Raw genomic sequence first — 13,228 nt, forward strand, 5'->3', positions numbered from 1 at the left:
CTCCTCGGGGCCGGAGTCGGTGGGGCCGTCGGCGGGGTCTCCCGCGTCGGCGGACGCGGCCTCGGTTGTCTGGGTCACGTCATCCAGCTTGCTGGCCGGGATGATGTCCATCGAGTGGCCCGAGGGACAGTATTCGTTAGGATCGGGCCATGAGTACGAACCCGGAGCCGCCGGCCTTCAGGCCGCACCGCGTGGTCGTCCTGGCCCTCGACGGGCTGCTCCCCTTCGAGCTGGGCATCCCGCACCGCATCTTCGGCCGCCCCCGCGACGCCCACGGACGGCTGCTCTACGACGTCGTGACCTGCTCGATCCGGCCGCCCGGCCCGGTCGTCACGGACGCCGACTTCGACATCCACGTCAGCCACGGCCCGGAGGCGCTGGCCACCGCCGACACCGTGATCGTCCCGGCGTCCTACGAACTGGGCCCGGTCTACGAGCGGGGCGAGCTGACCGAGGAGCTCGCGGCGGCCCTCGCCCTGATCCGCCCCGGCACCCGCCTCGCCTCCATCTGCACCGGCGTCTACGTCCTCGCCGCCGCGGGCCGGCTCCGTGGCCGCCCGGCCACCACGCACTGGTCGGACGCCGCCCGCCTCCAGGCGCTGTTCCCGGACATCGAGGTCGACGCGGACGTGCTGTTCATCGACGACGGCGACGTCCTCACCTCGGCCGGCGTCGCGGCCGGCATCGACCTGTGCCTGCACATCGTGCGCCGCGACCACGGCACCGCCGTCGCCAACGACGTGGCCCGCAGGACCGTCGTACCGCCGCACCGGGACGGCGGGCAGGCGCAGTACATCGAACGCCCGGTGCCCGACCCGCAGCAGGCGTCCACCACCACGGCACGCGCGTGGGCACTGGGGCGGCTCCACGAGCCGATCCAGCTGCGGGACATGGCGGGGCAGGAGGCGATGTCCGTACGGACCTTCACGCGCCGCTTCCGCGAGGAGGTCGGCGTCAGTCCCGGCCAGTGGCTCACCCAGCAGCGTGTCGAACGGGCCCGCCATCTCCTGGAGTCCACCGCCCTGTCCGTCGACCAGGTCGCCAGGGACGCCGGTTTCGGCACCGCCCAGTCGATGCGGCAGCACTTGCAGACGGCGCTGGGGGTGACGCCGACGGCCTATCGGAGGACGTTCCGCGCGGAGGGGGCGGAGGGAGCGGAAAGGGCGGAGGCGGCGGGGAGCCGCGTGTGACCCGGGTGCGATCCGCGCGGGCGCGGGGTCAGTTGGAGATCTCCCACCAGGGGGCCTTGTAGGGCCGGCGCAAACGGATCGGTTCGGGCAGGCCGGCGCTCTGGTGCCGCAGGAGCTCCTCCTCGGTCACGAACCACGGGAGCTCGGGCAGATCGGCCTCCGGGAAGGATTCCCGCACCACGACGTACTTGAAGCTGATGCCGGCCCGGTGGAGCTCCGTGAGCGAGTCCACCGGCGTGTCCGAGGGGCCGGGAAAACCCCGGTCGGCGTCCGTCGGCGTGTCCGGCGTGTCGCGGATCGGGAGAGGGTGGTCGACCAACCGCCGGTAGACGCCGACGACCTCCTCCAGGACGTACCGGTCGTCGGTCAGTTGCACCGGGGGCATGAGGCGGGCGAGCTCTCCGGCCGTGTAGGCGGCCCGCGTCCGGGTCCGCGCTCCGCCGCGTACGGCGTCGAGCCGGGACAGGGCGATCAACCACCGGCTTCCCGACCGCCAGTTGACCAGGGTCAGCACGATCGCGAGCGCCACCAGCAGGCCGTTCCCGCTCCAGTGCAGCCGGGACTCGCCCCACCACCAGGGCAGGACGGCCAGGAGGAGCAGCACGCCCGCGCCCCGGGCCACCCAGGCCGAGGGGTCGTGGGGTGACATCGGGTTGCCGAGCACGGGCCGGCGCCGTGGCACCGCGCGGGAGACCAGTCCGTGCACAAAGGCGTTGGCTCCGGTGGTGATCTCGTCGAACACCCAGCCCGCGCGGTCGGGAGACGGCAGCCGGTCCAGGTACTCGTAGATCTGCATCGCGAGGAACCGTGCGGTGAAGGCGTGCGCGGCCGTCAGCGCGGCGAGCACGATCCACATCCGTCCGACCGGCACGGAGACGGCGGCCACCTGGAGCGTCTGGCCGCCCGCCAGCAGGCGCGCGAGCACCACGGCGACGGCCAGCAGGCCACCGAGGGCCAGAATCCGCTCCGCGTTGCGGGCGCCGGAGACGATGCGCCGCTGCGGGGGACTCGGGTCGGTCATGGTCACCGGGTCACGATGGGTCAGCGGGGACGACCTTGGCAAGCCACCCAGGGCACGCCCTCGTTCCCCGGGCGCGGCCCCGATTCCCCGGGCACGCCCCCCATTCCCCCGCGCACGCCCCCGTTCCTCCCGACACGGCCCCCGTTCGTCACCGCCCCTCGAAGACGGGCGCGCGGCGTTCCGTGAAGCTCGCGAGGCCCTCCTGTGCGTCCCGGGTCGTCATGTTGATCTCCTGGGCGGCGGCCTCGGCGGCGAAGGCCGTGGAACGGTCGCTGTCGAGCGAGGCGTTGACCAGCTGCTTGGTGAGGGCGAGGGCACGGGTGGGACCCGTGGCGATCCGGTCCGCCCACTCGCGGGCCGTCTTGGCGAGGTCGGCGTCCGGCACGACCCGGTTGACCAGGCCGAGCCGTTCGGCGTCCGCGGCGCCGAGCGCGTCCCCGAAGAACATCAGCTCCTTCGCCCGCTGCGGTCCGACAAGCCGCGGCAGCAGATAGGCGCCGCCCGCGTCGGGGACGAGGCCACGGCGTACGAACACCTCGATGAAGCGGGCCGATTCGGCGGCCAGTACGAGGTCGCAGGCGAGCGCGAGATGGGCGCCGAGCCCGGCCGCCGTACCGTTCACCGCCGCGACGACCGGCTTCTCGCAGTCGAGCACGGTGGCGACGAGGCGCTGGGCGCCGAGCCGGAGGGTGCGGGCGACGTCGCCGGGGACGCGTGGCGCGGCGGCGCCCCCGCGGAGGTCCGCGCCGGCGCAGAAGCCGCGTCCCGTTCCGGTGAGGACGACGGCCCGTACGTCGGGGTCCGCGGAGGCGTCCGAGAAAAGTTGGATGAGGCGTTCACGCAGGTCAGGGGTGAGGGCGTTGAGGGCGTCGGGCCGGTTGAGCGTGATGAGCGAGACGTGATTGTCAGTGGCCTGCTGTACGAATGATGCAGCGGAGTTTTCCGGCACTTGGGACTCCGTGGACGTTTGTGTCGGATCTGCGGTGTCGAAGGACTTTTCGGGGGAGGCGGTCATGGGAGTTCTGCGCTTGTTACGACGACTGGTCGGGCCGGTGGGACGGCTGACCGGCGGATGGGCGGCACACCGCGAGCGCGTCCAGCGCCACCGCCCCCTGCCCCTGGGGCAGGACCATCAGCGGGTTGATGTCGAGCTCGGCGAGTTCGTCACCGAGTTCGAGCGCCATCCGCTGGACCCGCAGGACCACCTCCACGAGGGCGTCCAGATCGGCCGGCGGCCGCCCCCGCACCCCGTCGAGCAGGGCCCGCCCGCGCAGTTCGGAGAGCATGTCCCGCGCCTGGTCCTCGCCGAACGGCGGCACGCGTACGGCGGTGTCCCGCAGCACCTCCACCAGGACCCCGCCGAGCCCCACGGTCACGGTCGGTCCGAACAGGTCGTCCTGCGTGACCCCGACGACCATCTCGACGCCCTGCTCGACCATCTGGCAGACCAGGACGCCGTCCAGCTCGACGCCCTCGTAGCGGGCGATGTCGGTCAGCTCCCGGTAGGCGTCGCGGACCTGCGCCGCCGAGGTGAGGCCGATCTTCACCAGCCCCAGCTCGGTCTTGTGCGCGATCCGGGCGCCGGACGCCTTCATCACCACGGGGTAGCCCACCTGACCCGCGGCGCGTACGGCCGCCGCCGCGCTGGTCACCAACTGCTCGCGCGGCACACGGATGCCGTAGGACCGCAGCAGCTGCTTCGCCGCGTGCTCGCTCAACTGCTGGCCCGGGCGCATCAGTTCGCGCGCCTTGCGGAAGGACGGCGACAGGCTGCGGGGGGCCTCGTCGAAGGGGGAGCGGTAGGTGTCGACGAAGCGGTGGTGCTGGAGGTAGGCGCGGACGGCGGTCAGGCAGTTGCCGACGGTGCGGAAGGTGGCCACGCGCGAGGAGCCGAGCAGTACGTCGCGGTAGGCGGGCTCGGTCCCGGCGGGCGAGCCCCACACGACACACACCAGCTTGTCGGTCTCCTCGGCCGCGTCCACCAGATCGCGCACGAGCCGGTCGCTCAGGGGTGGGAAGGGCCCGGTGACCGGACAGACGAGCACACCGACCGCCGGGTCGGCGAGGATCGCGTCGATGATCTTCCGGCCGCGCCAGTCGCCCACCGGATGGCCGCCGTTGTCGATCGGGTTGGCGACGCTCAGATACGCGGGTATCCACTGGTGCAGCTCGGCCTGCCGGGCCTCGGACAGCACCGGCAGCCGCAGACCGGCCGTGGTCGCGAGGTCGGCGACGTGCGCGCCCGTGCCGCCCGAGATCGAATACACGACGACTCCGTCGGCGAGCGGCGGCCGGGCGCGGGCGAGCAGGGTGGCGGTGTCCTGGAGTTCGTCGAGCCCGTCGACCCGGATCACGCCGTACTGGCGCATGGCCGCGTCCACCACCGTGTCCGCGCCGGTCAGCTTGCCGGTGTGTGAGGCGGCGGTGCGGGCGCCGGTCTCGGTGCGGCCGACCTTGACGGCGACGACCGGCACCTTGCGCCGGGCGGCCCGGTCGGCGGCGAGCAGGAAGGAGCGGCCGTCCTTCAGGCCCTCGACGTAGGCGGCGATGGCACCGACCTCGGGCTGTTCGGCGAAGTAGGAGAGGAAGTCGGCGGTCTCCAGGTCGGCCTCGTTGCCGGTCGGCGCCCAGTGGGAGAGGCGTACGCCGAGTTCCTGGAGGGCGAAGACGGGCCGTCCCTGGTGGCCGGACTGGGTGATCAGGGCGATCGCCGGGCCGTCGAGGTCGTCGCGGAACCGCTCGAAGGCGTTGAGGTTGGTGTTCGGCCCGAGCAGCCGGACGCCGGCCCGGCGTACGGCGGTGGCCAGCCGGTCCTGCGCGGCGGCGCCCTCCTCGCCGGTCTCGGCGAACCCGGAGGCGAAGGCGACGGCGAACCTGACCTTGGCCGCGGCGAGTTCCTCCACGACGGGAAGGGGGTCGGCGACCAGCAGTACGGCGAGATCGATCTGCTCGGGCAGGTCGGCGACCGAAGGGAAGCAGTCGATGCCGAAGACGGAGTCGCGGGTGGGGTGCACGGGGTACAGCCGGGCGCCGACCCGCTCGGCCCAGCCGGTCAGCTGCCGGGTGATACCGGTGTTGGGGCGCCCCTCGGTGTCCGAGGCGCCGACGACCGCGACGGACTCGGGACGGAAGAAGCGGTCCAGATCGGGGACGTCCGCGTAGAGCGGGCGGCCACTGACGTCGAGGTCGCCCTCGTCGGCCGTACGGCCGTGGACGGCGGGCCCGGGACGCTGCTCACCGCAGGCGATGACCCGGGCCCGGCGGGAGTCGGTGGTGAGGGTGCCGTGGGTTGATCCAAGCATCGTCCGCCCGCTCCTCTTGTTACAGCACGAATAACTGACGCAGTGTCAGATTACTGAACTGACGCAACGTCAGGAACCGCTGTGCACGCAAAGTTGGCGGGATACGGGGTGTTCGGTTCCCGGTGGGAGCGTTGGACGGGGTGCGGGAGGCCCCCGTAGGGGACTCAGCCCACGACCCTCGATGCCTTCAACTCACCCTTGCGGGCAATGGACTTGGCGATTTTCCGGGCGTCGATCGCGATCTCGCGGAGGTTGCCGCTGATGGGGTTGGTGAAGCCGGTGAAGTAGAGACCGGGGGCGTTCTTCGGGGTGCGGGCGCCGCGGGTGCGGGGGCCGCCGCGCTCGTCGAGGACGTCGAGATGGCCGATCAGGCCGTCGAGGGCGCGGGAGTAACCGGTGGCGGCGACGACGGCGTCCGGGGAGATCCGGGTGCCGTCGGCGAGCAGCACCTTGCCGTCCTCGAAGCTCTCCAGGGCGGCGACGATCTCGACCCTGCCCTTGCGGACGGCGTCGATCAGGCCGACGTCCTGGACCGGGATCGCGCCGGCCCGGACCCGGCTGAGGAGCCCGGTGTCGGGGCGGGGCAGGCCGTGGGCGGCGAGGTCCGGGACGGTGAGCCTGGCCACGGGGCGGGCGAGCCGGTCGACGAGGGCGGCGGGCAGCCGGCGGACGAGTACGCCGGTGTACTGGGCGGCCCAGCCGGCCGTCGAGCGGCGGACGATGTGCGGGGCGGTGCGCACGGACAGCCGTACGCGGGACGCGCCGCCGTCGATGAGGTCGACGGCGATCTCGGCGCCGGTGTTGCCGACGCCGACGACGAGGATGTCGCGGCCGGTGAAGGGGGTGGGGTTGCGGTACTCGGCGGCGTGCAGGAGGTCGCCGGTGTAGGTGGCGCGGCCGGGCCAGTCCGGGACGGTGGGGGTGTGGTTGAGGCCGGTGGCGACGACGACGGCGGCGCCGGTGAGTTCGCGGCCACCGGTGGCGTGGAGCAGCCAGCCCGTGCCGTCGGGGGCGGGCTCGACGCGGGAGACCTCGACGCCGGTGACGATCTCCAGTTCGTGGTGCTCGGCGTACTTCTCCAGATAGCGGACCACGTTGTCGCGGGAGACCCAGCGTCCGAACCGGCGCGGTATGGGCAGCCCGGGCAGGCTGGAGAGCCGCCGGGTGGTGTGCAGGTGCAGCCGGTCGTAGTGGCCGCGCCAGGAGGCGCCGACGTGGTCGGACCGCTCCAGGACGACGGCGCGTATGCCCCGGGCCCGCAGCGCGTGGGCCACGGAGAGGCCGCCCGGGCCGCCGCCGATGACGTAGACGGGGCGGTCGGCGGGCTGCGGCGCGGGGTGCTGCGTGGGGTGCTGCGTGGGGGGTGCGGACGCTGTGGAGTCGGCCATGTTCGGGAGCGTAATCACCCATCTGGTTGATGGGTCTCGGTCAAGGCGGGAATTGATTGCGGGTTGGTCACGGATGGCATGGATTGTGCGGGGTGGTTCCGGTCTGTTGTCCGCAATTGCCACGAGGTTCGTGGTGGACGCCTTGCGTCACCGGCCCGGATCCGCTGAACTGACGTACCGTCAGATATGGCCTCGGGGGCAGGAGAGCGTATGGACACGATCTGGCTCGGCGGGGCGGAGTGGATGGCCGTACTGCGGATCGGGCTCGGGCTGTGGTGGCTGGAGAGCTGGCGGCACAAGGACAAGAAGACGTGGTCCGAGGGGGCGGGGATCGCGTGGGCCGCGGACATGGCGGCGAAGCATCGCTGGACGGCGGTACGTTCCGGTTTCGCGACGGTGGTCGGGCCGCGGCCGAAGGCCGTGGCGTACGTCGTCCTCTACGCCGAGCTGGCGTTGGGCGCCGGTCTGATCCTGGGCTTTCTGACGCCGGTGGCGCTGGTCGGAGGCCTGTTGCTCAACGTCCTCTACTTCACGCTGATGATCCACGACTGGGCCGAGCAGGGGCAGAACTCGATGATGGCGCTGATCTCGGTGGTGGCGCTGTTCGGGATGTCGTGGCAGACGTGGTCGCTGGACGGGGCGCTGGGGTGGTTCCAGTGACGGTGGTTCCGGTGACGGGGGTCCGGTACGACGTCCCGGAGCCGGACGCGTTCACCCGCGTGTACTGGGACGCCGCGGCCGAGGGCCGGCTGCTGATCCGCCACTGCGGCGCGTGCGACCGGAGTCACCACTACCCGCGCGAGTTCTGCCCGTACTGCTGGAGCGACGAGGTCACCTGGATACGCGCGACCGGCCGGGCCACCCTCTACACCTGGTCCGTGGTCCACCGAAACGACCTCCCGCCGTTCGGCACCCGCACCCCGTACGTCGCGGCGGTCGTCGACCTGACGGAGGGCCCCCGCATGATGACAGAACTCGTGACCCCCACCCCGACCACCCTCCACGCCGGCATGCCCCTGGAGGTCCACTTCCGGGAGGGGGTACCGGTGTTCGGGGTGGGCGGGGTTCTCGGTGGACCGAGTACGTCACCAAGCCGCTGACCGCCTCACTGATCTCCCCGTCACTGAGCACCCACCGCGTCACGGCCACAGCAGCCGTCGGTTCCAGCGCTCGCCCTCTCGCCCGTACGTCAGTCGTACGTGCCGTCGTGCCTCGTCGCCCTGGAAGAACTCCACCTCGTCCGGGTGGAGGCGATAGAGGGTCCAGGTCGGGGCCGGGGTGGCCGGATCTGCGGACGCCCGGGTCCAGGACGTCTCCGACGCGCGGTTCAGTTCCTCCAGCGAGGCCAGCGTCTCGCTCTGCCGGCCCGTCAGCGCCGCCGCCAGCGCGCCCGTCGAGCGGGCGTGCAGGTCCGCCCGGCTCTCCTCCGGCGTCCCCGCCGTCACCGGGCCGCGGACGCGGATCTGGCGGCCCAGGAGCGGCCAGTAGAAGCCGAGGGCGGCGTACGGGCAGTCCGTGAGGTGGCGGCCCTTGCGGCTGGTCACATGGGTCGCGAAGGACCAGCCGCGGGCGTCCGCGCCGTGCAGTATCACCGTCCGTACGTCCGCCCGGCCCGTCTCGTCCGACGTGGCGAGGGACATCGTGTGCGGTTCCGGCTGGCCCGCCTCCACCGCCTCGGCGAACCACGTCGTGAAGAGGGGAAGCGGATCGGCGGGCGCGGACTCCGGGTCGAAGACCGGCAGCGTGGTGACCTCCGGGGCCCACACCCGCAGGGACATCAGCAGCTTGTGAAGGTCCGGTTCCATGGTTCGAGTATCCCGGTTCCGGTCCTGGGCGGTCGTACGGTCTTGGGTGGTCGTACGGTCTTGGGTGGCCGTACGGTCTTGGGCGGCCGTACGGTCCCTGGCGGCCGTACGGACGTACGCGCTACGACCCCAGGTCCGTCCCCACCCACCGCTCCGGGCGCATCGTGATCACGACCATCTCCCCGTGGTTCTTCCAGGAGAACTCCACATACGCCTCCGCCTTGTCCGCCGGCAGATAGCGGGCCGCGACCTCGCGCAGGTCCTCGATCCTGGCGGCCCTGGTGTCGACGACCGGCCCCTCCACGGACACGTACCGGACCGTCGGCTCCAGCCGGTCGACCATCAGCGTGAACCGTCCGGCCTCGCTGATCAGCCTGTTCTTACGGGAGTCCAGTCCCGTCAGGATCCACACGTCACCGCCGGGCGCGTACTGGTACCAGATGGGCACCGCCAGCGGAGCCCGTCCCGCGCCCGCGTCCACCGCCAGCGCGGCCACATGTGGCTCGGTCAGGAACTCTTCGCGCTCTTCTCGGGTCAGTGCCATGTGCGGATCGCCTCCGGCGGTTGGGCGGCAAGGACAGGGGCAGCCTCGAAACGGTACGAAATCCGTCAACGGTACGGACGTCGTCCACCGTCTCCTCCGTGGGGCAACCACTCCCACGGCCCACGTGTTCCACCGCCGGGTCCCGCTCCCGCTCCCTCACCCCGCTCCCTCACCCCGCCCCCTCACCCCGCCCCCAGCACCACCGTCCCCGACGAGCAGAACCACCCCCCGGTCCCCGACGCCACCCCCAGCCGAGGCGGCCGCCCGTCCGTCCTCCGCCGCACCTGCCGTGCCCCCGCCTCCCCGCGCAACTGCCGTACCGCCTCCACCAGGAGGAACAGGCCGCGCATTCCGGGGTGTTGGGCCGAGAGGCCGCCGCCGTCCGTGTTGACCGGCAGCTCCCCGCCCTCGACGAGCAGGCGGCCCTTCTCCACAAACGCCCCGCCCTCGCCCTTCGCGCAGAAGCCGAGGTCCTCCAGCGTCACCAGGGTCATGTAGGTGAAGGCGTCGTAGATCTCCGCGAAGTCCAGCTCCGCCGGGCGCACCCCGGCCCGTTCGAAGGCCAGGCGGCCGCTCACCGCCGCCGGGGACACCGTGAAGTCGGGCCACTCGGACATGGTGGCGTGCGAGACGTGCTCACCGGTGCCGAGTACCCACACGGGGGCCGTACGGCAGTCCCGTACCACCTCCTCCGACGCCAGCAGGACCGCCGCGCCCCCGTCGGAGCGGATGCAGCAGTGCAGCTTGGTGAAGGGGTCCGCGATCATCGGGCCCGACAGGACGTCGTCGACCGTGATCGGGTCGCGGAACATCGCGTCCGGGTTCAGCGCCGCGTTCGCCCGCGCCTGCACCGCCACCTGCGCCAACTGTTCGACGGTCGTGCCGTGTTCGATCATGTGGCGGCGGGCCGCCATCGCGTACTTGGCGATCAGCGTGTGGCCGTAGGGGACTTCGAACTGGAGCGGTCCGCGGGCGCCGAAGGAGAGGTTTCCGGTGCGGCGGCCCGCCTTCACGTCCGCGCGGGCCGTCGAGCCGTAGACGAGGAGTACGGCCCTGGCGTGCCCGGCGGCGATCGCGTCCGCCGCGTGCGCCGCCATGACCTCCCACGTCGAGCCGCCGACGGTCGTGGAGTCGACCCAGTTCGGACGCAGGCCCAGATACTCGGCGACCTCGACGGGTGCCAGTACGCCGGTCCCCGCGGAGGCGAAGCCGTCGACGACCTCCCGGTCGAGCCCCGCGTCCGCCAGTGCCCGGCGGGCGGCCTGGGCGTGCAGGGTGTAGGGCGTTGCCTCGTCCACGCGGCCGCAGTCGGAGAGGGCGACACCGACCACCGCGACCTTACGGTTCCCTGGCGACATGAATCTGACGGTATATCAGATGTGGGTGTTGGTGGCAGGTGTCCGGGCTCTGGGAAATCGGATCCGCCCGATCTAATATGACGGCCCGTCAGATACGTTGCTCGAAGGGGATCGCCATGGACGCCGCCTTCACCGCCGAGCAGGACGAGATCCGCCGCAGCGTCCGCGAACTGCTGCGCCGGCGCTGCCGCGGCCAGGACGTACGCGCCGCCGTCGACACCCCGCCCGGCCACGACCCCGCCCTGTGGACGGCCCTCGCCGAACAGCTCGGCCTGCCCGGACTCGCCCTCCCCGAGGCCTACGGCGGTGTCGGCTGCTCGGCGACCGAACTCGCCCTGGTCGGCGAGGAGACCGGCCGGCTGCCGATCCCCTCCCCGCTGCTCGCCACCTCCGTACTCGCCGCCCCGCTGCTGCTCGCACTCGGCACCGAGGAGCAGCGGGAGACCTGGCTGCCCCCGATCGCCGCCGGACGGCTCACCGCCGCCCTCGTGGTCTCCGGGTCCGCCCTCCCCACCGCCCTCGCGCTCACCGGCGCCAACGACGGCCCGTGGGCGGGCGGCGGACGTGCGGGCGGGATCCAGGCCCGCCCGCTGGCCGAAGGCGGCTGGCGGCTCTACGGCGAGGCCGATCAGGTGCTCGACGGGCACAGCGCCGGGCTGCTCGTCGTCCCCGCGCACACCGGCGGCTTCCCCCGCTCCCGCACCCTGCTCTTCCTCGTGACCGGCGACGCGGAGGGTCTCGTACGGACCCGGCAGACGGCACTCGACGCCACCCGGCCGCGGGCGCGGGTCCAACTCCGGGACGTGCACGCACAGTTGCTCGGCGACCCGGCCGGCCCCGCAGGCCCCGGCGACCCCGGCGAGTCCGTCGCGGGCGTCCCCACCGGCCCCACCGCGCCCGCCATCCCCACCGTCCTCCCCGTTCTCGCCGAACTGGGCGACCGGGCCGCCGCGTTCCTCGCCTGCGAGGCCGTGGGGGCCGCCGACCGGGTGCTGGAGGTGACGGTCGAACACGTGGGGCGGCGCGAGCAGTTCGGGCGGCCCATCGGGTCGTTCCAGGCCGTGCAGCACCGGCTGGCCGACGTGTATGTGCAGGTGCAGGCCGCGCGTTCGGCGGCGTACTACGCGGCCTGGGCGACCGCCCACGGCGAGGGGGTCGGCGGGCTCGCGCTCGCGCAGGGGCTGGAGGCGCTGCGCACCGCCGGGGCCGAGGCGATCCAGCTGCACGGCGGCATCGGTTTCACCTGGGAGCACGATGCCCATCTTTACTTCAAGCGGGCCGCCGGGGACGAGCTGCTGTTCGGGCCGGTCCACCGGCTCCGGGCCCGCGCGGCGGAACTGGCCGGACTCTTCGAGGGGCGGGTGGCGGTGTGACGCGCATCGGTGTGCGGATGGTGCAGAAGGTCTCGTCGACCAGGGGGTTCGCGAAGGCCGCGCCCTACGTCGTGCCCGCGCTCGACCGCGGTGTGCACCGGCTCACCCGCGGCAGGCTGATCCTCAGCGGGCTGATGCTGCCCAGCCTCATCCTCACCGCGAAGGGCGCGCGCAGCGGCCTCGAACGCCGCACACCGCTCGCCTGTATGCCGGAGGGGAGTGGTTCCGAGGCGGGCGGGCCGTCGTGGCTTCTCGTCGGCTCCAACTACGGCCGTACCGCCCATCCCTCCTGGACGGCCAACCTCCGCGCCCACCCCGACGCCGTCGTCAACTGGCGGGGCGAGGACATCCCGGTCACCGCCCGGCTCCTGACGGGGGAGGAGCGGGCGGCGGCCTGGCAGGCGCTGCTGGCGTTCTGGCCGCCGTACGCCACCTATCAGGCCCGGGTGGAGCGGGAGCTGCGGGTCTTCCGGCTGGTACGGCGGTCCGTGACGCCGGGCTGATCCGGGGCGGGCGGCGCGGGGCCGGCGGGACTTTCGGGCACGGCTCAGAACGTCGCCAGGCGTTGGATCAGCAGGAACGCCCCAATGCCGAGCATCGCGGCGCCCGACGTCCGGGTCACCGCCCGTGCCGCCGCCGGGCGGGCGCCCAGGACCGTGCGGGCGGCCAGGCCGACCGTGAGATAGACCGCCGCGCAGCACACCATGTGGAGCAGGCCGAGGACCGTCGTCTGGAGGGGCACGGGCAGGTGCGGGCCCTCGGTGACGAGGAACTGCGGCAGTACGGAGAGGTAGAGCAGCAGGCCCTTCGGGTTCAGGCCGCTGATCGTGGCGCCGCGCAGGAAGACCCGGCCGCGCGAGGTCCGCGCGGGCTCGTCCGACGTCTCCGGGGTGGCCGGCCGGCGCAGTACGCCCCACCCCAGCCACACCAGATACGCCGCCCCCGCCACGGTCAGCGCGGTGAGCAGGGCCGGTGAGCCGGCGACCAGTACCGCGAGGCCGGCCGCCGCCAGCAGGGTGTGCACGGCGTAACCGCTGACCAGGCCCGCCACCGCGGCGACGGGGGAGCGGTCGCGCAGCCCCGCCGAGATCGCGTACGCCCAGTCGGCGCCCGGCACGCAGACCAGCAGCAGGTCCACGGCGAGGAAAGAAATCAGCGTTCCCGAGTCCATGGTGGGGACATTAGGCGCGAACGGGCCGAAGGTGTTGCCGAAGTTTGCCCATGATCGGGGGATCCGGGGGAGAATC

General features: G+C 72.7%; 13 protein-coding genes. 5 read left to right on the forward strand and 8 right to left on the reverse strand.

Translation table 11 applies throughout. The annotated features are described in order from the left end of the window. The first annotated feature begins 149 nt into the window (after positions 1-149). Entirely contained in the window at positions 150-1,190 is a 1,041-nt protein-coding gene (locus ACIQAC_RS28335; RefSeq protein WP_402195581.1) for a GlxA family transcriptional regulator, read from the forward strand. Between the two features lie 28 nt (positions 1,191-1,218). Here the strand turns inward: ACIQAC_RS28335 and ACIQAC_RS28340 are convergent, their stop codons facing one another. The 4 genes from ACIQAC_RS28340 to ACIQAC_RS28355 all read right to left on the reverse strand — a co-directional run bounded on the left by ACIQAC_RS28340 (position 1,219) and on the right by ACIQAC_RS28355 (position 6,901). Further along, positions 1,219-2,217, reverse strand: a complete 999-nt coding sequence (locus ACIQAC_RS28340) for a hypothetical protein (protein ID WP_402195582.1) — start codon at positions 2,215-2,217, stop codon at positions 1,219-1,221. Between the two features lie 142 nt (positions 2,218-2,359). After that, positions 2,360-3,226, reverse strand: coding sequence for an enoyl-CoA hydratase/isomerase family protein (locus tag ACIQAC_RS28345; protein ID WP_402195583.1), 867 nt, complete (start codon positions 3,224-3,226; stop codon positions 2,360-2,362). 16 nt (positions 3,227-3,242) lie between these two features. After that, positions 3,243-5,513, reverse strand: coding sequence for an acetate--CoA ligase family protein (locus ACIQAC_RS28350; protein ID WP_402195585.1), 2,271 nt, complete (start codon positions 5,511-5,513; stop codon positions 3,243-3,245). A 164-nt stretch (positions 5,514-5,677) separates the two neighbouring features. Beyond that, positions 5,678-6,901, reverse strand: coding sequence for a flavin-containing monooxygenase (locus ACIQAC_RS28355; RefSeq protein WP_402195587.1), 1,224 nt, complete (start codon positions 6,899-6,901; stop codon positions 5,678-5,680). 210 nt (positions 6,902-7,111) lie between these two features. Between ACIQAC_RS28355 and ACIQAC_RS28360 the strand changes: the two genes are divergently transcribed. Both ACIQAC_RS28360 and ACIQAC_RS28365 read left to right on the forward strand, forming a co-directional pair. Beyond that, entirely contained in the window at positions 7,112-7,561 is a 450-nt protein-coding gene (locus ACIQAC_RS28360) for a DoxX family protein (RefSeq protein WP_402195590.1), read from the forward strand. An 11-nt stretch (positions 7,562-7,572) separates the two neighbouring features. Beyond that, positions 7,573-8,001 carry a Zn-ribbon domain-containing OB-fold protein gene (locus tag ACIQAC_RS28365; RefSeq protein ID WP_402195591.1) on the forward strand — a complete coding sequence of 143 codons (429 nt, stop codon included), beginning with the start codon at positions 7,573-7,575 and terminating at the stop codon, positions 7,999-8,001. Positions 8,002-8,040: 39 nt separating this feature from the next. Here the strand turns inward: ACIQAC_RS28365 and ACIQAC_RS28370 are convergent, their stop codons facing one another. The 3 genes from ACIQAC_RS28370 to ACIQAC_RS28380 all read right to left on the reverse strand — a co-directional run bounded on the left by ACIQAC_RS28370 (position 8,041) and on the right by ACIQAC_RS28380 (position 10,608). Further along, complete coding sequence (locus ACIQAC_RS28370; protein WP_402195593.1) at positions 8,041-8,706, reverse strand: pyridoxal 5'-phosphate synthase; 666 nt, start codon at positions 8,704-8,706, stop codon at positions 8,041-8,043. A gap of 121 nt (positions 8,707-8,827) precedes the next feature. Continuing rightward, on the reverse strand, positions 8,828-9,250 hold the full coding sequence (locus ACIQAC_RS28375) for a pyridoxamine 5'-phosphate oxidase family protein (protein ID WP_402195595.1): 423 nt from the start codon (positions 9,248-9,250) through the stop codon (positions 8,828-8,830). 182 nt (positions 9,251-9,432) lie between these two features. After that, entirely contained in the window at positions 9,433-10,608 is a 1,176-nt protein-coding gene (locus ACIQAC_RS28380; RefSeq protein WP_402195598.1) for a thiolase C-terminal domain-containing protein, read from the reverse strand. Positions 10,609-10,724: 116 nt separating this feature from the next. Between ACIQAC_RS28380 and ACIQAC_RS28385 the strand changes: the two genes are divergently transcribed. Both ACIQAC_RS28385 and ACIQAC_RS28390 read left to right on the forward strand, forming a co-directional pair. Continuing rightward, on the forward strand, positions 10,725-11,981 hold the full coding sequence (locus ACIQAC_RS28385; RefSeq protein ID WP_402195600.1) for an acyl-CoA dehydrogenase family protein: 1,257 nt from the start codon (positions 10,725-10,727) through the stop codon (positions 11,979-11,981). 17 nt (positions 11,982-11,998) lie between these two features. Then, on the forward strand, positions 11,999-12,484 hold the full coding sequence (locus ACIQAC_RS28390; protein WP_402195713.1) for a nitroreductase family deazaflavin-dependent oxidoreductase: 486 nt from the start codon (positions 11,999-12,001) through the stop codon (positions 12,482-12,484). Positions 12,485-12,528: 44 nt separating this feature from the next. On the opposite strand, the gene ACIQAC_RS28395 is transcribed toward ACIQAC_RS28390, so the two are convergent. Beyond that, entirely contained in the window at positions 12,529-13,152 is a 624-nt protein-coding gene (locus ACIQAC_RS28395) for a LysE family translocator (protein WP_402195603.1), read from the reverse strand. Positions 13,153-13,228 lie beyond the last annotated feature (76 nt).

The organism is Streptomyces sp. NPDC088387, from assembly GCF_044753385.1.
Lineage (GTDB): Bacteria > Actinomycetota > Actinomycetes > Streptomycetales > Streptomycetaceae > Streptomyces.

Excerpts from the sequence above, each read along its gene's own strand:
- ACIQAC_RS28375 (WP_402195595.1), bottom strand. The coding sequence starts at position 9,250 with ATGGCACTGACCCGAGAAGAGCGCGAAGAGTTCCTGACCGAGCCACAT.
- ACIQAC_RS28385 (WP_402195600.1), top strand. The coding sequence starts at position 10,725 with ATGGACGCCGCCTTCACCGCCGAGCAGGACGAGATCCGCCGCAGCGTC.
- ACIQAC_RS28370 (WP_402195593.1), bottom strand. The coding sequence starts at position 8,706 with ATGGAACCGGACCTTCACAAGCTGCTGATGTCCCTGCGGGTGTGGGCC.
- ACIQAC_RS28380 (WP_402195598.1), bottom strand. The coding sequence starts at position 10,608 with ATGTCGCCAGGGAACCGTAAGGTCGCGGTGGTCGGTGTCGCCCTCTCC.
- ACIQAC_RS28395 (WP_402195603.1), bottom strand. The coding sequence starts at position 13,152 with ATGGACTCGGGAACGCTGATTTCTTTCCTCGCCGTGGACCTGCTGCTG.
- ACIQAC_RS28360 (WP_402195590.1), top strand. The coding sequence starts at position 7,112 with ATGGACACGATCTGGCTCGGCGGGGCGGAGTGGATGGCCGTACTGCGG.
- ACIQAC_RS28355 (WP_402195587.1), bottom strand. The coding sequence starts at position 6,901 with ATGGCCGACTCCACAGCGTCCGCACCCCCCACGCAGCACCCCACGCAG.
- ACIQAC_RS28345 (WP_402195583.1), bottom strand. The coding sequence starts at position 3,226 with ATGACCGCCTCCCCCGAAAAGTCCTTCGACACCGCAGATCCGACACAA.
- ACIQAC_RS28350 (WP_402195585.1), bottom strand. The coding sequence starts at position 5,513 with ATGCTTGGATCAACCCACGGCACCCTCACCACCGACTCCCGCCGGGCC.
- ACIQAC_RS28335 (WP_402195581.1), top strand. The coding sequence starts at position 150 with ATGAGTACGAACCCGGAGCCGCCGGCCTTCAGGCCGCACCGCGTGGTC.
- ACIQAC_RS28390 (WP_402195713.1), top strand. The coding sequence starts at position 11,999 with ATGGTGCAGAAGGTCTCGTCGACCAGGGGGTTCGCGAAGGCCGCGCCC.